Here is a 17,400-nt window from a genome sequence, read left to right on the forward strand (position 1 = left end):
CCCTGTGCGGGGGTGCCGCCCTCACCTGCATGGTCTGCGGAGATTGTCAGCTACGTCGCTGACCAGCCTGAACGGCTGGCTGTCGCGGAACATCACGCACGCGCACGACTTGTCGGTCAGCCCGTAGAACCACACGGGCCGGGAGTCCTCCCGCTGGTGCGCCGCCCGGTGGTGGCAGTCGAGCACCCTCAGGCCGATGGCGAACCGCGTCACGGTGAAGCGGCCTGTATACGGGGAGTCCTGCGCGGGCGAGCCGGTCTCGTGCCGTGGGGGCCGCCGATGTGGATCGATCTCAGTATTGGGTGGCCAGTCGACCGCTTGCCCGTAGTTGAGCATGCTGGCTGATCCTTCGACCACGGCTCGATATGGGCGATCTCCACCGGGGTCTGGTGCGGCGGCGCCGGCCTCCCGAGGAGACCGGCGCCCGCGGTGCCTCGACCTGTTCGGGTTGCGCGCGGCTACGACCGGAACGGCCCCGTCACCTCGTACGTGATCCCGCCCGACGAGCTCCCCATCGTCCCCCGCTGGCTGGAGAAGTACAGCCGTCTCCCGTCCGGCGAGAAGGCCGGGCCCGTGATCTCCGAGCCCGAATGGCCGTCGATCCGCAGGAACGGGGCGACGACGTCGTCCGGGGTGATGACGCAGATGTCCATGGTGCCGCCGTCCTCGGCGACGAACAGGTCGCCGGAGGAGGTGCCGGTGATGTTGTCGACGCCGGTCAGCGGGGCCGTGCCGGAGGTGACGAGGGAGTCGTCGTACGCCAACGCGTAGGTGTGCGAGGTCAGGTCGAGCTGCCAGACGCGGTTGTCGCCCTTGGTGGTGAACCACACCTTGTCGTCGGCGTAGTAGCAGCCCTCGCCGCCGTTGAAGGACTTCGAGGCGGGGACCTGGGAGCGGGTGGCCGTCGGGGAGCCGTCCGGGTCGGGGACGTTCGCCCAGGTGAAGGAGCCGCTCGTGGCGCTGCCCGCGACCATGACCTGGAGGGTGCCGGAGGACAGGTCGCCCCACGTCGTCGGGACGAAGCGGTAGAAGCGGCCGTTGGACTCGTCCTCGGTCAGGTAGACCACCTTGCGCACCGGGTCGGCGGCCGCCGCCTCGTGCTTGAAGCGGCCCATCGCGTCCCGGCGGACCGCCGCCTTCGTGCCCCACGGGTCGGTCTCGTAGACGTAGCCGAGGGACACCTCCTCGCAGGACAGCCAGGTGTTCCACGGGGTCCGGCCGCCCGCACAGTTCTGGCGGGTGTCGGACAGGACGCGGTACGCGCCCGTGATCGCGCCCGTCGACGAGAACTTCACCGCGCTCGCTCCGCCGCCCGGGTTGATCTCGGAGTTCGAGACGTAGATCCAGCCCGCGCCGTCCGCGTAACAGGCGCCGCCGTCCGGGGCGTTGTGCCAGGTGTACGACGTCCCGGCGACGGTCTGGCCGGAGCGGGCGATGACGCGGCTGGTGAAGCCGCTGGGCAGTCTGACGCCGTTGGCGTCGGGGGAGCCCAGCGGCCCGTAGGGGCCGGTGCCGGGCTGGGCCGGGGCCGCGTGGGCGGCGCCGCGCCACAGGGTTCCGCCGAACACGGCGGTGGAGCCGCCGAGGACGGCCGCACGCAGGAGGTCACGACGTTCCACTCTCACTCCATCAGGTGCCGTACCGCCCCGCCGCCGGTCGACGACGGGGTTGTGCGTGGGGTCGTGCGGTGAGGGTCGTGGAGGGGGTGGCATGGAACCTAAGGGACCATGGTGGACGCGCCGTGGCCAGTGCATGGCCGTCGGACGGCGTACCCGAGAGCTCCCCGCGGCTGCCCTGGCCGCCCGTAGCTGCCCGTGCGCGCGAACGCGTGCCGCCCGGCGCGGATCACGACTGCAACGCCGGCAGCCCCCGCTTGCGCTGGCCGGGCCGGTCCGCCCCCGGACCGTGCCCCTCGCGCGGCGGCTGCGCCGACGGCAGGCGGATCACCGCGTCCAGCCCGCCGGCGGCCCCGGCGTGCAGGCTCGCCTCGCCGCCGCTCGCGTGCGCGAGCCGTTGGACCAGCGACAGGCCGAGCCCCGTACCGCCCTTGGGGGCGCCCGGCGCGCGCCAGAAGCGGTCGAAGGCGCGGGCGCGCTGCTCCGGGGTCATCCCGGGCCCCTCGTCGGTGATGTGCAGGTCGACCCAGGCGGGGCGGGCGTCCCGCAGGGCACGGCGGGCCGGCATATGGAGCCGGAGCTCCATGGTCACGGTGCTGTCGGGCGGGGAGACGCGCAGGGCGTTGGACAGCAGGTTGTCCACGATCTGCTCGACCGCGCCCGGCACCGCCAGCACCGGGCCGACGCTGCCGGCGAACAGGACGAGGGAGACCCGCTGCCGACCGAAAAGCGGCTGCCAGGTGCGGTGCCGTTCCGCGCAGATCGCCCCCACGTCGACCGGGCCGGGTGTCGCGGCGCTCTCCTCCAGCCGGGCCATCGCCAGCAGACCCTCCACCATCCGCGAGAGGCGGTCCGTCTCGGTCACGGCCGCGGTGAGACTGGCCCGGCCGCGGACGGCGACGCTCGGCTCCAGGTTCTCCAGCCTCAGCCGCAGGGCCGCCAGCGGCGTCTTGAGCTGGTGGGACGCCTCGCCCGCGAAGGCGTGCTGCGCGGCGAGGAGCTGGGCGAGCCGGGCCGCCGTACGGTTGAACGCGGCGGCGAGACGCCGTACTTCGGGCGGCCCCTTCGTGATCGTCACCGGCGCGGCCAGACCGCCACCCGCCAACTCGTCCGTGGCACGCTCCAGTGCGCGGATGGGACGGCCTGCCCAGCGGGCGATGGCGAACCCGACGACGGCGACCGCCGTGAGCACCCCGAGTCCGCCGAGACCGAGCAACAGCCAGACGTGATGGACGCGTTCGTGCACCGTCCGGGTCGGCAGTGTCAGCCATACGGCGCCCTGGAGCCCCGTGGCGTGCCGGACCGGCCCGGCCACCGACAGGTACTCGACCCCGCCGATGGTCGAGGTACGGACGTCCACCGTGGAGGTGCCGTGCAGGGCGGCCGCGATACCGGGACGGGAGGCGAGCGAGGACGACATCTCGGCGGGCAGCGGATGCGAGGTGGCGAGCAGGGTGCCCGAGGCGTCCACGATCACCACCTTCCCGCCGATGCGCTCGGCGCAGTGGACCACCCGGCGGGGCAGGTCCCGTGCGGCACGGCCCGCGCTCAGGGACAGCGAGGCGTACGCGGACACGGACTCGGCCTCGTCCTTCGCCGCGTTCACCACCCGCTCCCGCTCGCTGCGGGAGTAGACGAAGCCCAGCGGGATCTCCAGGCAGGCCAGCACGAGCGCGGCGAGGCTGAGGTAGCTGAGCAGCAGCCGGCGGGTCACGGGGAGGGCACCCGCTGTCCGCCCGGCTCGGTCTGCACCGCCAGCCGGAAGCCGACGCCGCGCAGCGTCTGGATCCACGCCGGGTCGCCCAACTTCCGCCGCAGCGAGGCGACATGCACGTCCAGTGTCTTGGTCGGGCCCTCGTAGTGCGGATCCCACACCCGGTCCAGGATCCGCTGCCGGGAGTAGACCGCGCCCGGATCCTCGGCCAGCAGCGCCAGCAGCTCGAACTCCTTGGGCGTGAGGGTGACGGGCACCTCGCCGACCCAGACCTGATGGGTGCGGCGGTCGACGACCAGGGGGCCGGGGGCATGCGGGGGCCGGGGTGCGGTGTCCTCGTACGACGGGGGTGGAGGGGTGACCACCGGCTGCGCCGCCGTCCCCGTACGGCCCCGTTCTCCCACCGCCTCCGTCCGCAGACGCTCCACCACCGCCTCCGTCCGCAGACGCTCCACCAGCGCCTCCGCGCCCCCATGCTCCCGCACCGGCTCCGCGCGCACCGCCTCCGCGCGCACCGGCTCCGCCACCGCCTCCGTGCGCTGGGTCCGCCGGGTCACCGCCCGTACGCGTGCCACCAACTCCCGTACGCTGAACGGCTTCGCCAGATAGTCGTCCGCCCCCAGCTCCAGGCCCAGCACCCGGTCGGCCTCCTCACCCCGCGCACTCAGGATGATGACCGGCACGTCCGAGAGCCGCCGGATGCCGCGGCAGACGTCGATGCCGTCCATGTCCGGCAGCCCGAGGTCGAGCAGAACGACATCGCCGTACGGCCTCCTCAACCCCTCCGCTCCGGTGGTGACGTGATCCACCCTCAGCCCGAAGTGCCCGAGCCCCTCGATGAGCGGTTCGGCGATCGTCTCGTCGTCCTCGATGAGCAGCACGTGTATGCCCATGGGTCCCCGTCTCTCGAATTCTCATTCTCTGCCCTGGAGCGAACACGCTACAAGAAACAGGCGCTTGCCGAACAGTGCGCCAAAGAATATCCAATTTCTGTGCGGGCGCTTGCCTTCGCTTAACCTTCGTCTGGTGTTGCCTCCTCTACGGTGTGACGACCTGGTCGAACTCCCCACCGAGGAGGCTTCGTTGAAGGCATTGCTGGGCCGTGCACGCTCGTTCAAGCGACGGGTCGATTTCGAGGGAGACGAATACCGGAAACTGGCCGAGGGGCAATATCCCGAGGCACTCTTCATTACCTGCTCGGACTCCCGGGTCATACCCGCACTGATTACCGGAGCGCGGCCCGGGGAGATATTCGAGCTGCGCAACGCGGGAAATATCGTGCCGCCGTACGGCGGTCCCGGGGCGTCCGGTGAGGCGGCCACCATCGAGTACGCACTGGAGGTGCTCGGGGTTCAGGACATCGTCGTGTGCGGTCACTCACACTGTGGCGCTATGGGGGCGCTGAAGTCCGGCGACGACCTCTCCGCGCTGCCGGGCGTGGACGCCTGGCTGCAACTGGCCCGCCCCGAACTGGCCCAGGTCCTCACGGCCGCCTCCGACGATCCTTCGCTGCCGAACGTGGCGCAGGGCAACGTCGTCAACCAGCTCGCGGTGCTGCGGACCTACCCCGTGGTGCGGCAGCGGCTGGACGCCGGCCGGCTGCGGTTGCACGGCTGGTACTACGAGGTCGACACCGGGCAGGTGCACGAGCTGGAGGGCGACGGTCGGTTCCGGGTGCATACCGGATGAGCGGGGCGCATGCGCGCGGGCGTACGCCCACCAAGGGCGGCATGCCGAGGTTCGGGGGCCTGAGGCTGCCGACGGCCGGGGGCGCCAAGCCCGACCTGGCCAACGAGATCACCGCCTCCCTCGTCGTCTTCCTCGTCGCCCTGCCGCTGTGCATCGGCGTGGCCGTCGCCTCCGGTGTCCCCGCCGAGCTCGGCATCATCTCCGGGGTGATCGGCGGCCTGGTCGTCGGCGCGGTGCGGGGCAGCACGCTCCAGGTCAGCGGGCCGGCCGCCGGGCTCGCGGCGCTGGTCGCGGAGACGGTGCTGGAGCACGGCCTGGCGATGCTCGGCGTGATCGTGCTGTTCTCCGGCATCCTCCAGATCGTCCTCGGCGTCGTACGCCTCGGCCGGATGTTCCAGGCGATCTCCATCGCCGTGGTCCAGGGAATGCTCGCCGGTATCGGGCTCCCGCTGATGTTCAGCCAGGTCTACCCGATGGCCGACCACAAGGCCCCGGGCACGCCGATCGAGAACATGGCCGGGATACCGGGCCTGTTCGCCGACATCCTGACCGACCCGCAGGCGATGATCGCCACGCTGCTCGGTGCCGCCACGATCGTGCTGAGCTTCCTGTGGAAGAAGGCGCCGGGGCCGGTGAAGAGGATCCCGGCCGCCCTGGTCGCGGTCGGCGTCGGCATCCTGGTCGCCGCGCTGCCCGGCGTGGACGTGAAGACGCTCCAGGTCGGCAATCTGCTCGCGTCGGTGCGGGTGCCGGGCGCCGAGCAGTTCGCCGGCCTCGCGGACGCCGCGGTCATCACCTCCATCCTCACCTTCACGGTCATCGCCTCCGCGGAGAGCCTGTTCACCGCGGCCGCCGTGGACCGTATGCACAGCGGCCCGCGCACCCGCTACAACACCGAACTCATCGCCCAGGGCGCCGGCAACACCATCGCGGGCGTCCTCGGCGCCCTCCCGGTCACGGCGGTCGTCGCCCGCAGTTCGGCGAACGTCCAGGCCGGCGCGAAGACCCGGCTCTCCCGCACCCTGCACGGCCTGTGGCTGCTGGCCTTCGCGCTGCTGCTGCCGCAGGTCCTGGCGCTGATCCCGATCTCGGTGCTCGCGGGCGTCCTCGTGCACAGCGGCTGGAAGCTGTTCGCGCCGGAGGAGTTCCCGAAGATGTGGCGGCAGGACCGGGGCGAGTTCGCCGTCATGACGGTGACGACGCTGGTCATCGTGGCGACCGCCCTGCTGGAAGGCGTCCTGATCGGCCTCGCGGCCGGGATCGTGCTGGCCGCCCTGCGCATGTCCCGGACGGTGGTCCGCCAGCACGTCGAGGACGACACCGCCAAGGTCGTCATGGCCGGCAACGCGACCTTCCTCCGGCTGCCCCAGCTCATCGAGGCACTGGAGGCCGCCGCCGCCTCGGGCAGGCCCCGCATCCGCCTCGACCTGACCGGCGTGACGCATCTGGACCACGCCTGCCGCAACCAGGTGGAGGAGTTCACGGCCCAGCAACGCGGGCTGGGCACACGGGTGGAACTGCTGATGCCGGGACCGGCGAAGACGGAGGCACCCGTCGTCACGGCGCCCGCCCGCAAGCCGACCCCGGCTCCTGCCGCACCGCCGGTCCCCGGCCCGGACGCCGAGTGGTTCTACCTGGACACGCGGCCCGTACCGGCGGACCACGAGCGAGGTCACACCGACTACGGGGACGCCGCCGGAGAGGGTTACCGTGACTATGGCCGAGGTCAGGACGACTACGCGCGACGTCCGCCGCTGGTGGGTTGAGGCCCGGACGCCACACCGGAAGGAGCCCCATGTCCGGCTGGAACGCGCACGACTTCCCCGACCGGCGCGGACGCGTCGCCGTCGTCACCGGGTCCGACGGCGGACTCGGTTACGTGGCGGCGCGGGAGCTGGCGCGAAGGGGTGCCAGGGTGGTGCTCGCGTGCCGGAGCGAGGCGAGAGGAACGGCGGCCAGGGACCGGATGCTGTGCGAAGTGCCCGGCGCCCGGCTCCGGTTGACGCACCTGGACCTCGGAGACCTCGGCTCGGTGCGGGAGTTCGCCACGGCATTCCCGTACGACCGGCTCGACCTGCTTCTGAACAACGCCGGGGTGATGGCGTTGCCGTACGGCACGACGGCGGACGGCTTCGAGAGGGCCGGCGCGCTCCCCGTCCTGTACGCCGCCACCGCCCCCGACGTCCGCCCCGACTCCTTCACCGGCCCGTCCTTCGCCATGTGGCGCGGTTCACCGGCCCCGTCGTGGAGGGCGCCGTGGACCCTCGACGACCGTGCGGGCGAACTTCTCTGGGACGCCTCCGAGCGGCTGACGGGAGTGGCGTACGACGCCCTGAAGGGGTGAGGGCCCGGTGCGTGCTTCCTATGCGCCGGCGCGCACCTCGTACGTCGCGACGCGCACCGTCTCGTCGTCCAGGCACCGCCCGGTCGCCAGGTCGAAGCGCTGCTTCAGCAGGGGCGAGGCGACGAACGGGCGGCCCTGGTGGGTGCCGGTCAGGCCGCGGGAGAGGACCGCCGCCCCGCCGAACGGGTCGCGGTTGTCGATGGCGTACAGCTCTCCGGCGCGGTCGCGGAACAGGGCCACCTGGTTGCCGTCGGGCAGCAGGGCCGCCACACCGCGGCCCGGGAGCAGCTGGGTCAGGTCGCAGACCGTCAACCAGTCGTCGCTCAGGCGGACTTGGACCTTCAGGTCGGTGGTCTCGGGTGCCAGGGTCATCGCTGGGCGCTTCCTTCCAGGACTTCTGCCGTGTTTTCGGTGGGGCGCATGCCGATGGACAGCAGCGGCAGGTCGGGCTTGATCTGGTCGCGCTCGGGGACGAAGCCGACGACCGGGTCGGGGGTGTCGGGGGCGTTCACGAAGGAGACGAAGCGGGAGAGCTTCTCGGGGTCGTTGATGGTCTCCGCCCACTCGTCGCGGTAGTTCGCGACATGGGCCGCCATCAGGGACTCCAGCTCCTCGCAGATGCCGAGGGAGTCCTCCACGACCACCTCGCGCACATGGTCCAGGCCGCCGGGGATCCGCTCCAGCCAGGTCGACGTGCGCTCCAGGCGGTCCGCCGTGCGGATGTAGAACATCAGGAAGCGGTCGATCAGACGGATCAGCTCGGCGTCGGACAGGTCCTGCGCCAGCAGGTCCGCGTGGCGCGGGGTGGCGCCGCCGTTGCCGCCGACGTAGAGGTTCCAGCCGTTGGCGGTGGCGATCACGCCGAAGTCCTTCGACTGGGCCTCCGCGCACTCGCGCTGGCAGCCGGAGACGGCCGACTTCAGCTTGTGGGGCGACCTGAGCCCCCGGTAGCGCAGCTCCAGGTCGATCGCCATGCGGACGGAGTCCTGGACGCCGTAGCGGCACCAGGTCTGGCCGACGCAGGACTTCACCGTGCGCAGCGCCTTGCCGTAGGCGTGGCCGGACTCGAAGCCGGCGTCCACCAACCTGGCCCAGATCAGCGGGAGTTGCTCGACGCGCGCGCCGAACAGGTCGATTCGCTGGCCACCCGTGATCTTGGTGTAGAGACCGAAGTCCCTTGCCACCTCGCCGATCACGATCAGCTTCTCGGGGGTGATCTCGCCGCCGGGGATGCGCGGCACGATCGAGTACGAGCCGTTCTTCTGGAGGTTGGCGAGGAAGTGGTCGTTGGAGTCCTGCAACGCCGCCTGCTCGCCGTCCAGGACGTAGCCGCTCGCGCCGATCGTCGGGGCGAGGGAGGCGATGATCGAGCCGACCGTCGGCTTGCAGACCTCGCAGCCGTCGCCGCCCCGGGCGTCCTCGCGGCCGTAGCGGTCGAGGAGGTCCTGGTAGGTGTTGATGCGCAGGGCGAGGACGATCTCGTACAGCTCCTCGCGGGTCTGCGAGAAGCAGCCGCACAGGCCCTTGTCGACCTCGACGCCGGACGCCTCCAGCTCGGCGGTGACCAGCTGGCCGAGCACCTTGACGCAGGAACCGCAGCCGGTACCGGCCTTGGTGCACTTCTTCACCTCGGGCACGGTCGTGCACTGGTGGTCGGTGACCGCGCCGCGGATCGTACCCTTGGTGACGTTGTGGCAGGAGCAGACGACGGCGTCGTCCGGCAGCGCGGACGGGCCGAGCTGGGCGGGCGCCCCGGCACCGGCCGGCAGCACCAGCGACTCGGGCGAGACCGGCGGGACCGAACCGGTGAACGCCTTCAGCGTGCCGTACGCCTCCGCGTCACCGACCAGGATGCCGCCGAGCAGGGTGCCGTCGCGGCCGATGACCAGCTTCTTGTACAGGCCCGCGCGGGAGTCGGAGTACACCACGTCCAGGCAGTCCTCGGCGGTGCCGTGCGCGTCACCGAAGGACGCCACGTCCACGCCGAGCAGCTTCAGCTTGGTGGACAGGTCGGCGCCGGTGAACGCCGCCTCGTCCTGGGCGATCGTCGCGGCGGCCGTCTCCGCCTGCTCGTAGCCGGGGGCGACCAGGCCGTACACCCGGCCGTCGGCGGCCAGCGCGCACTCGCCGATCGCGAAGACGTGCGGGTCGGAGACGGTCCGGCACTGCTCGTCGACCGTGATGCCGCCGCGCTCGCCGACCGTGAGGCCGCAGTCGCGGGCGAGTTGGTCGCGGGGGCGGACACCGGCGGAGAAGATCACCATGTCGGTGGCGAGTTCGGAGCCGTCGGACAGCTTCATCCCGGTGACGACACCGTCGGCGTCCGTCACGATCTCCTGCGTGCCCACCCCGGTGTGGACCGTCAGACCCATGTCCTCGATGGTGCGCAGCAGCGCGGCGCCGCCGCCCTCGTCGACCTGCACCGGCATCAGGCGCGGCGCGAACTCCACGATGTGCGACTCGACGCCCAGGCCCTTCAGCGCACCCGCGGCCTCCAGGCCGAGCAGACCACCGCCGACGACGGCACCCGTCGTGGCCTTCGTCCTCGCGTACTCCTCGATCGCGAGCAGGTCCTCGATCGTGCGGTAGACGAAGCAGCCGGTGGCGTCCTTGTTCGGGACCGGCGGCACGAACGGGTACGACCCGGTGGCCAGGACCAGGACGTCGTAGTCGACGACCAGACCCGAGCGGGCGGTCACCTTCCTCGCCTCGCGGTCGATCGTCTCCGCCGGGTCACCGATGTGCAGCTCGATGCCCTCCTTCTCGATGAACGCCATGTCGGTCATCGAGAGGTCCTCGGGCGTCTTGCCCGAGAAGTACGAGGTGAGCGCCACGCGGTCGTACGCCGGACGCGGCTCCTCGCACAGCACGACCACGCGGTGCGTGGCGGTCAGGCCGCGCTCGGCGAGCGCTTCGAGGAAGCGCTGGCCGACCATGCCATGGCCGACGAGCACGATCGTGGGGTTCGCCCCGGTGGCGGTCATCAGGAGCCTCCATCATTGGTGAGCAGGTGGAGCAGTGGGCCGCCGTCGGACGGGAGCGGCTCTGCTCCCTCCCAGGCGCGGGCGAGCGCGCCGACGGTGCCGAGTTCGCCGACGAGGACCCCGCCGACCAGGCGGTCGTCGCGGACGACGACCTTGCGGTAGGTGCCGCGGGTGGCATCGGCGAGCTGTACGACGTCGTCGCCGGGCCGGGCATCGGTCTCACCGAACGCGGCGAGGTCGAAGGAGCCGAGGGGCGAGTCCTGCCCGGCGAGGGTGAGCCGGGTCAGCGAACGGGTGCCGGTGTAGCGGGCGGTGGCATCACCGGTGTCGCCCGCCAGCAACTCGGCCAGGACATCGGCCTGTTCGAGCGCGGGTGCCGCGAGCCCGTACACCGTGCCGTCGTGCTGCGCGCAGTCGCCGATGGCCCGGATGTGCGGGTCGGACGTACGGAGCTCGTCGTCGACGACGATGCCCTTGTTCACGTCGAGTCCCGCGCCCCGCGCGAGGCCCACCCGGGGGTGGACGCCGCAGGCCAGGACCACGAGGTCGGCGTCGAGGGCGTATCCGTCGGCCATCTCCACCGAGCGGACCGCGCCGCCGACGCAGCGCACGTCCCGCACGCGCAGGTCGGTGTGGACCTCGACGCCGAGGTCGACGAGATGGCGCCGGACCAGCTTCGAGGCCGCCGGGTCGAGCTGACGCTCCATCAGCCGCTCGGACTGCTGGGCGAGCACGACCTGCGCGCCGCGCAGCGCGAGGGCGCGGGCCGCGGAGACTCCGAGGAGCCCGCCGCCGATCACGACGGCCCGCACGCCCGGCCGTACCGCCTTGGACAGCCCCAGGCAGTCGTCCATCGTCCGGAAGGCGTGGACGCCCTCCGGCAGCACATGGTCGGGGGTGAACAGGCCGCGCAGCGGCGGGAGTACCGGGTTGGAGCCGGTGGCCAGCACGAGTGTGTCGTAGCCGATCTCCGAGCCGTCCGCGAGGTGTACGGCTCGCACCTCGCGGTCGATCCCGGTGACCCGGCCGCGCGTCAGCGCCGCGGGCGCCGGAAGGGCGATCACGTCGGGGCTGTAGCGGCCGGCCAGCACCTCGGCGAGCAGCACCCGGTTGTACGGGCGGTGCTCCTCGTCGCCGACGAGCGTCACGGGCGTGCCGAGCTCGCCGAGCCGCCGGGCGAGTCGTACGCCCGCGAGGCCGGCGCCGATCACCACCACACGCGTATTCGAGGTCATGCCGTTGAGCGTGCGGGGTGGGTGTTTCCCGACCGCATCACCTCTGTTTCCCGCGAGGAACGCTGCCCTCAGCGGCGGCCGGGGGGCGGTGTGAGGGTTCGGAGGGCGGGGTCGGTGTGGGCTGTGAGGCGGGGTCCGGCGGGGGAGGGTGGGGCTGGCCGAACCCCGGGTCCGGGTGCAGGCACCATCGTCTACGAACCGGGGCGGCGGGAGGCTGGAGAGGTCCGCTTTCAGCAGCTCATGCCAGCTCATGCCAGCTCATGCCAGCTCAGGCCGAGCTCAGGCCGAGCTCAGGCCCAGCTCACGCCCTAGGAGACGTGCCATGGAGACGGTTCGCGGGATCGCGGTGCGGGACAGCATGGACACCACGGACACCACGGACACCACGGGCACCACGGGCACCACCGACACCGCTTCGGTACGGGTGTGGCGGGTGGTCCGCGAGCCCTTCACCGCCGGGACATGGCGCCGTTTCGCGTACGCGGTGCTCGCGTTCCCGCTGGGTGTGGCATGCGTCCCCCTGGGGCTCGCCGGGGCGCCGACGGGGCGATGGCAGCGGGGGCTGCTGCGGCGGCTGCTGGGCGCCGACGTGGGCGGCGACGGCTCGCGCGCCGGGCTGGCACACGCGCTGGTCGCGCTGCCGGTGAACCTGCTGACCGTGGCCGTCACCCTGTACGGCTGGTCGGTCGTCCCGATGAACCTCGGCTGGCCCCTGCGGGCCGGCGCCGACCCCTCCGTCGCCTGGGGCGGGCCGACCTTCGCGGGCGCCTGGGCCTTCCACGCGATCGTGGGCGGGCTCGGCTTCCTGCTGCTGATGCCGTGGGTCGGGCGCGGGCTGGCCGCGCTCCAGCTCCGGCTGGCCCGTACGCTCCTGGCCTAGGTTGACGCCCATGCGCCGCCTCCGCTCCTTCGCCGCCGCTGCCGGCCTCGGCCGACGGGCCCTGTGCGCCCTGCTGTACGCGGTGATCGCCTTTCCGCTGGCCCTGGTCGGCTTCCCGCTGGTGCTGCTCGGGCTGACGGTGGGCGGCGCCCTGTCGGTGACCACGCTGGGGCTGTGGCTGGTGGCGGCGACGGTGCGCGGCGCGCTGGGGCTGGCGGCGGTGCAGCGGGGGCTGGCGCGGCGGCTGCTCGGGCTGGCGATCGAGGAGCCGGCGCCGCCCGCGGGGACCGGGGTGCTGGGGTGGCGGCGGGCGGTGCTGGGGGAGCGGGTCGGGTGGCGGGCGGTGGGCTGCGCGCTGCTGGCGCCGTTCACCGCGGCCCTCCCGTTCGCCGCCGTCCTCATCGGTTACGTCTACGGCGTCCTGTTCGCCCTGCACCCGCTGCTCCAGCGCCTCAACCACGAGACCGTCCACCACGCGGACGGCTCGGTGTCCCACGTCTCGCTGGAGTTCTTCGGCCACCAGGTCGACACCTGGCCGCGCTGGCTGATCCCGGTCGCGGCCGGACTGCTGCTGCTCGCCGTCGCCCCCCGCCTCCTCCGGCACGCCCTCGCCCCCCACCGCGCCGTGCTGACCGCCCTGCTCGGCCCGAGCGCCGCCGACCGCAGGATCCGCGCCCTGGAGGAAACCCGCGCGCACGCCGTCGAGGACGCCGCCGCCACCCTCCGCCGTATCGAACGCGACCTGCACGACGGCACCCAGGCCCGGCTGGTCGGCCTCGCCATGCACCTGGCGATGATCCGCGAGCTGCTCACCGCCGGGGCCGGCCCCGACCGCGTCCTCGCCGTCGTCGACACCGCCCAGGGCAACGCCACGCAGGCCATCACCGACCTGCGCCACCTGGTCAAGGGCATCCATCCCCCCGTACTCGACGAAGGTCTCCCCGCGGCCCTCGCCACGCTCGCCGCCGACAGCGCCCTGAACGTCGACGTCACCGCAGACATCGGCACCCGTCCCGCCCCGGCCGTCGAGTCCATCGCCTACTTCTGCGCCGCCGAACTCCTGGCCAACGCCACGAAACACAGCGGTGCGGACTCGGCCACCGTCACCGTCACCGCCCGCGACGGCCTGCTGCGCCTGTGCGTCGCCGACGAGGGCCGGGGCGGTGCGGTGGTCGGGGCGGGCTCCGGGCTCAGGGGGCTGTTGGCCCGGGTGCGTACGGTCGACGGGACGCTGGTCTGCGACAGTCCGCCGGGAGGGCCTACGGTGGTCACGGTCGAGCTGCCGTGTGCCTGACCTGTCCACCGCCTGACCTGCCCGCCCTGGCCGTCGATCGGAGCCGCATGCGCGTCGTCATCGCCGAGGACTCCGCCATCCTGCGCGACGGGCTCGCCCAACTGCTCCAGCTCCGGGGCGTCGAGGTCGTCGCCGCCGTCTCCGACGCCGACGCGCTGCTGGTCGCGGTCGCCGAGCACGCCCCCGACGTCGCCGTCGTCGACATCAGGCTGCCGCCCACCCAGACCGACGAGGGCGTACGGGCGGCCGCGCGGCTGCGTGAGGAGCACCCCGGCACGGGTGTCCTGCTTTTCTCGCAGTACGTCGAGACCGCGCACGCGGCCCGGCTGCTCGCCGACCCCGCCGGGTTCGGGTACCTGCTGAAGGAACGGGTCGCCGACATCGGGGAGTTCGTGGGTGCGCTGGAGCGGGTCGCGGCCGGCGGCACCGCGCTGGACCCCGAGGTCGTGGCCCAGATCTTCGGCGCGAGCCGCCGCGCCACCGCCCTGGCCGCGCTCACGCCCCGCGAGCGCGAGGTGCTGGCGCTGATGGCGGAGGGCCGGACCAACCACGCGATCGCCACGGCCCTCACCGTCTCCGAACGGGCCGTGGAGAAACACATCGCCAACATCTTCACCAAGCTCGACCTGCCACCGTCGGAGACCGGGCACCGCCGGGTCCTGGCCGTCCTCAGATACCTGGAGGGCACGCACGCGTGAACCGGCCCCGCGCGGACGCGGATCGGCCCCCATACCTCAGAAGTCCCTCAGTTACATGGACGGCACACGCATCGCCCGCCTAGGGTCGCGATCATGCCCGACATATCGCTGACCACGGTCGTCCTGCTGTGCCTCGCGGCCCTCGCGGCCGGCTGGATCGACGCCGTGGTCGGCGGCGGCGGACTCCTGCTGCTCCCCGCCCTCCTGCTCGGCCTCCCCGCGAGCACCCCCGCCGCCTACGCGCTCGGCACCAACAAGGCGGTCGCGATCGTCGGCACGACGGGCGCCGCGGTGACATACGCCCGCAAGGCACCCGTGGACGTGCGCCTCGCCGTACGCATCGGACTCGCGGCGCTGGCCGGTTCCTCCGGCGGCGCCTTCTTCGCGGCCGGAATGAGCACCGAGGTCCTGAAGCCGGTGATCATGGTGGTGCTGCTCGGCGTCGCCGCGTTCGTGATCCTGCGCCCCGCCTTCGGCACGGCACCGGCGACGGGCCCGGCCACCCGCCGCCAGGTCCTCGCCGCGATCGGCCTCGCGGGCCTGGGCATCGGCTTCTACGACGGCCTGATCGGCCCCGGCACCGGCACGTTCCTGGTCCTCGCCCTCACCGCCGTACTCCACCTCGACCTCGTCACCGCCTCCGCCACCGCCAAGATCGTCAACTGCTGCACCAACGCCGGGGCACTGGCCACCTTCGCCTGGCAGGGCACGGTGCTGTGGCAACTGGCCGCGCTGATGGCCGTGTTCAACCTCGCGGGCGGCACGCTGGGCGCCCACACGGCCCTGAAGAAGGGCAGCGGCTTCGTCCGGATCGTGCTGCTGACGGTGGTGTTCGCGCTGGTGGCGAACCTGGCGTACGAGCAGTGGGTGGCCTGAGAAGAATCGGGTGGGATCGTCCGAAGGGTTTCCTCTACGGTGATCCGGTGACGACTCGGTTTCAGGTGATCGTGCTCAACGGCGGTTCCAGCTCGGGCAAGTCCGGGATCGCCCGCTGTCTTCAGGCCGTGCTGCCGGACCCGTGGCTCAGCGTCAGCATCGACGCGCTGGTCGACTCCATGCCCCCGTCCCTCAGGCAGTCGGGCGACGGCATCGGGTTCGCACCGGACGGCGAGGTGAGCGTCGGACCGGAGTTCCGCACCCTCCAGAAGGCGTGGATGACCGGCGTCGCCGCGATGGCCGGGGCGGGCGCCCACGTGATCATCGACGATGTCTTCCTCGGCGGCGCGGCCTCCCAGGAGGACTGGCGTACGGCCCTGGCCGGACTGGACGTGCTGTGGGTCGGCGTCCGCTGCGACGCCCGGGTCGCCGCGGGCCGCGAGATCGTCCGCGGCGACCGGCCGCGGGGGATGGCCGAGTCCCAGGCGGACCTCGTCCACAAGGGCGTGGCCTACGACCTGGAGGTGGACACCACCCGCACCGAGTCCCTGGAGTGCGCGCGGACCATCGCCACGCACGTGGGCTGACACGAGGTCCCGGCACGCCCCAGGACATCGACCGGGAGAACGCCCTGAGGGCTCGCCCGGAGCGGTCAGCGGCTGCCGGTGAGATGCGCGAACACGACGACGTTGCCCTGATACCCGGTCGTCCGTGAGTAACCGCCGCCGCAGGTGATCACCCGCAGCTCGGGGCGCGGCGCCGCGCCGTACACCTTCTCGTCGGGGAAGTCCTTCGCGTCGTACACCTCGACGGCGTGCACGGAGAAGAGGGCCGTGCCGCCGTCCCGGCGGTCCACCTCGATCGTGCTGCCCTTGCGCAGGGCGCCGAGGCGGTAGAAGACGGCGGGTCCGTCGGCGTTGTCGACGTGGCCGGCGACGATCGCGGTGCCGGTCTCGCCGGGCGTGGTGCCGGCCTCGTACCAGCCGGCGAGGTTCGCGCGCTCGGCGGGCGGGACGTCGAGGCTGCCGGTCCTCGTCAGGCCCAGGCCCATGAGGGGCGCGTCGACCCGGATCGAGGGGATGCGGATGCGGTCGGGAGGGGACGGCGGGAGCGCGGGGGCGGCCGAGCGCGGGGCGTGCGGGTCGGTGTGCGCACCGCGCGTGTCCGCGGCCCCGGTTGCCCTGCCGCCGGTCCCCTCGGTCCCGGTCGCCGCGTCCTCCCCCGCCTGCGCGGCGGAGGGCTGCGGCGGGGCGTGGGTCTCGGTGCCGCTGTGCAGCAGCCAGGCGCCGCAGCACAGGGCCAGGGCGGTGGCCGCGGCTATGGCGGCGTTGCCGACGGTGCGGTGACTGCGCACCTGCGCCTCCTGGGACTCTCCTCGGGCCACCCTCATCCCCTCCGGGCCGCGAGGGGCGTCGGACCCGGAGGGGGAGGGGACGTGCGGTACCGGCGGACGGACAGCGGAGGGTGTCCGTCAGATCCCGTCGCCTCTCGCCCGGCGATGCAGGAGCCAGGTACCGCCCGCGGCGGCGACGGCGAGCGCCGCCACGCCGGCCGCGGTCTGCACGGGGTCGGAGCCGTCGAGAGCGCCACCGACCCCCGTCTTCACACTTCCTCTCGGATGCACCTGTTCGCGCGGGGCGGTCAGCGTGACCACCAGGTCCCCCGTCACCCGCCGCCCGCCCTCGGCGCACGCCGCGACGATCTCGTACGTCCCGGGCTGCGCGCTCGGCGGCACCCGGAACTTCCCGAGCGCGTCCTGCTCGTCGCTGCCCGGCACCAGCGTGAAGTCACCGGCCCCCACCGCGCTGGCGTCGCCCGCCGCCGAACCGCCGTCGCCGCAGGCGGCCGTGTTCACCCTGACCTGCCCGCCCGGCACGACCGAGGACGGATACACCTCCAGCTCACCACCACCGTCGCCGCCGTAGGCGGGCGTGACGACGAGACCGACGGCACCCACGGCCAGCGCGGTCCCGGTCAGCAGACGAGCGGTACGTCGCATCGAGGCTCCTCCGAGCGCACGGGCTCACGACCCGCGGCACCCCCATGTGCCGCCGTCTCGGCCGAGCCCCT

General features: G+C 72.7%; 17 protein-coding genes. 8 read left to right on the forward strand and 9 right to left on the reverse strand.

The window, feature by feature from the left end; translation table 11 throughout:
* Positions 1 to 21: 21 nt before the first annotated feature.
* The 4 genes from ABZ078_RS08775 to ABZ078_RS08790 form a co-directional block, all read right to left on the reverse strand.
* Complete coding sequence (locus ABZ078_RS08775; protein ID WP_356573052.1) at positions 22 to 336, reverse strand: hypothetical protein; 315 nt, start codon at positions 334 to 336, stop codon at positions 22 to 24.
* Positions 337 to 458: 122 nt separating this feature from the next.
* The gene (locus ABZ078_RS08780; protein ID WP_356573054.1) at positions 459 to 1,619 is read right to left on the reverse strand and encodes an alkaline phosphatase PhoX; all 1,161 of its coding nucleotides are present in this window, start codon (positions 1,617 to 1,619) and stop codon (positions 459 to 461) included.
* Between the two features lie 226 nt (positions 1,620 to 1,845).
* Positions 1,846 to 3,330, reverse strand: coding sequence for an ATP-binding protein (locus tag ABZ078_RS08785; protein WP_356573056.1), 1,485 nt, complete (start codon positions 3,328 to 3,330; stop codon positions 1,846 to 1,848).
* Positions 3,327 to 4,223, reverse strand: coding sequence for a response regulator transcription factor (locus ABZ078_RS08790; protein ID WP_356573058.1), 897 nt, complete (start codon positions 4,221 to 4,223; stop codon positions 3,327 to 3,329). Before ABZ078_RS08790 ends, ABZ078_RS08785 begins: the two co-directional genes overlap by 4 nt.
* 190 nt (positions 4,224 to 4,413) lie before the next feature.
* Between ABZ078_RS08790 and ABZ078_RS08795 the strand changes: the two genes are divergently transcribed.
* From ABZ078_RS08795 to ABZ078_RS08805, 3 genes are read left to right on the forward strand one after another with little or no spacing between them, the layout of a single operon-like run.
* The gene (locus ABZ078_RS08795; protein ID WP_356573060.1) at positions 4,414 to 5,019 is read left to right on the forward strand and encodes a carbonic anhydrase; all 606 of its coding nucleotides are present in this window, start codon (positions 4,414 to 4,416) and stop codon (positions 5,017 to 5,019) included.
* The gene (locus tag ABZ078_RS08800) at positions 5,016 to 6,785 is read left to right on the forward strand and encodes a SulP family inorganic anion transporter (RefSeq protein WP_356573062.1); all 1,770 of its coding nucleotides are present in this window, start codon (positions 5,016 to 5,018) and stop codon (positions 6,783 to 6,785) included. Before ABZ078_RS08795 ends, ABZ078_RS08800 begins: the two co-directional genes overlap by 4 nt.
* 29 nt (positions 6,786 to 6,814) lie before the next feature.
* On the forward strand, positions 6,815 to 7,363 hold the full coding sequence (locus ABZ078_RS08805; protein WP_356573064.1) for an SDR family NAD(P)-dependent oxidoreductase: 549 nt from the start codon (positions 6,815 to 6,817) through the stop codon (positions 7,361 to 7,363).
* 18 nt (positions 7,364 to 7,381) lie between these two features.
* Here the strand turns inward: ABZ078_RS08805 and nirD are convergent, their stop codons facing one another.
* The 3 genes from nirD to ABZ078_RS08820 are packed head-to-tail and all read right to left on the reverse strand — an operon-like array spanning position 7,382 to position 11,582.
* The gene (gene nirD / locus ABZ078_RS08810; protein WP_356573066.1) at positions 7,382 to 7,735 is read right to left on the reverse strand and encodes a nitrite reductase small subunit NirD; all 354 of its coding nucleotides are present in this window, start codon (positions 7,733 to 7,735) and stop codon (positions 7,382 to 7,384) included.
* Complete coding sequence (gene nirB / locus ABZ078_RS08815; protein ID WP_356573068.1) at positions 7,732 to 10,347, reverse strand: nitrite reductase large subunit NirB; 2,616 nt, start codon at positions 10,345 to 10,347, stop codon at positions 7,732 to 7,734. The genes nirD and nirB overlap by 4 nt, the downstream gene beginning before the upstream one ends.
* Positions 10,347 to 11,582 (reverse strand): FAD-dependent oxidoreductase, encoded by a 1,236-nt coding sequence (locus tag ABZ078_RS08820; protein WP_356573070.1) that lies wholly within the window; start codon positions 11,580 to 11,582, stop codon positions 10,347 to 10,349. The genes nirB and ABZ078_RS08820 overlap by 1 nt, the downstream gene beginning before the upstream one ends.
* A gap of 322 nt (positions 11,583 to 11,904) precedes the next feature.
* On the opposite strand from ABZ078_RS08820, the gene ABZ078_RS08825 reads away from it, so the two are divergent.
* The 5 genes from ABZ078_RS08825 (at position 11,905) to cpt (ending at position 15,917) form a co-directional block, all read left to right on the forward strand.
* Positions 11,905 to 12,462, forward strand: coding sequence for a hypothetical protein (locus ABZ078_RS08825; RefSeq protein ID WP_356573072.1), 558 nt, complete (start codon positions 11,905 to 11,907; stop codon positions 12,460 to 12,462).
* A 10-nt stretch (positions 12,463 to 12,472) separates the two neighbouring features.
* On the forward strand, positions 12,473 to 13,756 hold the full coding sequence (locus ABZ078_RS08830; protein ID WP_356573074.1) for a sensor domain-containing protein: 1,284 nt from the start codon (positions 12,473 to 12,475) through the stop codon (positions 13,754 to 13,756).
* A 47-nt stretch (positions 13,757 to 13,803) separates the two neighbouring features.
* Complete coding sequence (locus ABZ078_RS08835; RefSeq protein ID WP_356573076.1) at positions 13,804 to 14,454, forward strand: response regulator transcription factor; 651 nt, start codon at positions 13,804 to 13,806, stop codon at positions 14,452 to 14,454.
* A 93-nt stretch (positions 14,455 to 14,547) separates the two neighbouring features.
* Positions 14,548 to 15,330, forward strand: a complete 783-nt coding sequence (locus ABZ078_RS08840; RefSeq protein WP_356573078.1) for a TSUP family transporter — start codon at positions 14,548 to 14,550, stop codon at positions 15,328 to 15,330.
* Between the two features lie 47 nt (positions 15,331 to 15,377).
* Positions 15,378 to 15,917: a chloramphenicol phosphotransferase CPT gene (gene cpt / locus ABZ078_RS08845; RefSeq protein WP_356573080.1), complete on the forward strand. Its 540-nt coding sequence runs from the start codon at positions 15,378 to 15,380 to the stop codon at positions 15,915 to 15,917.
* Between the two features lie 65 nt (positions 15,918 to 15,982).
* Here the strand turns inward: cpt and ABZ078_RS08850 are convergent, their stop codons facing one another.
* Positions 15,983 to 16,720 (reverse strand): class F sortase, encoded by a 738-nt coding sequence (locus ABZ078_RS08850; protein ID WP_356573082.1) that lies wholly within the window; start codon positions 16,718 to 16,720, stop codon positions 15,983 to 15,985.
* 81 nt (positions 16,721 to 16,801) lie between these two features.
* Positions 16,802 to 17,329 (reverse strand): hypothetical protein, encoded by a 528-nt coding sequence (locus ABZ078_RS08855; RefSeq protein WP_356573084.1) that lies wholly within the window; start codon positions 17,327 to 17,329, stop codon positions 16,802 to 16,804.
* Between the last annotated feature and the right edge of the window lie 71 nt (positions 17,330 to 17,400).

It is taken from the genome of Streptomyces sp. NPDC006385, assembly GCF_040612485.1.
GTDB lineage: Bacteria > Actinomycetota > Actinomycetes > Streptomycetales > Streptomycetaceae > Streptomyces.

Excerpts from the sequence above, each read along its gene's own strand:
- ABZ078_RS08775 (WP_356573052.1), bottom strand. The coding sequence starts at position 336 with ATGCTCAACTACGGGCAAGCGGTCGACTGGCCACCCAATACTGAGATC.
- ABZ078_RS08790 (WP_356573058.1), bottom strand. The coding sequence starts at position 4,223 with ATGGGCATACACGTGCTGCTCATCGAGGACGACGAGACGATCGCCGAA.
- ABZ078_RS08800 (WP_356573062.1), top strand. The coding sequence starts at position 5,016 with ATGAGCGGGGCGCATGCGCGCGGGCGTACGCCCACCAAGGGCGGCATG.
- ABZ078_RS08805 (WP_356573064.1), top strand. The coding sequence starts at position 6,815 with ATGTCCGGCTGGAACGCGCACGACTTCCCCGACCGGCGCGGACGCGTC.
- nirD (WP_356573066.1), bottom strand. The coding sequence starts at position 7,735 with ATGACCCTGGCACCCGAGACCACCGACCTGAAGGTCCAAGTCCGCCTG.
- nirB (WP_356573068.1), bottom strand. The coding sequence starts at position 10,347 with ATGACCGCCACCGGGGCGAACCCCACGATCGTGCTCGTCGGCCATGGC.
- ABZ078_RS08820 (WP_356573070.1), bottom strand. The coding sequence starts at position 11,582 with ATGACCTCGAATACGCGTGTGGTGGTGATCGGCGCCGGCCTCGCGGGC.
- ABZ078_RS08825 (WP_356573072.1), top strand. The coding sequence starts at position 11,905 with ATGGAGACGGTTCGCGGGATCGCGGTGCGGGACAGCATGGACACCACG.
- ABZ078_RS08830 (WP_356573074.1), top strand. The coding sequence starts at position 12,473 with ATGCGCCGCCTCCGCTCCTTCGCCGCCGCTGCCGGCCTCGGCCGACGG.
- ABZ078_RS08835 (WP_356573076.1), top strand. The coding sequence starts at position 13,804 with ATGCGCGTCGTCATCGCCGAGGACTCCGCCATCCTGCGCGACGGGCTC.
- ABZ078_RS08840 (WP_356573078.1), top strand. The coding sequence starts at position 14,548 with ATGCCCGACATATCGCTGACCACGGTCGTCCTGCTGTGCCTCGCGGCC.
- ABZ078_RS08850 (WP_356573082.1), bottom strand. The coding sequence starts at position 16,720 with ATGAGGGTGGCCCGAGGAGAGTCCCAGGAGGCGCAGGTGCGCAGTCAC.
- ABZ078_RS08855 (WP_356573084.1), bottom strand. The coding sequence starts at position 17,329 with ATGCGACGTACCGCTCGTCTGCTGACCGGGACCGCGCTGGCCGTGGGT.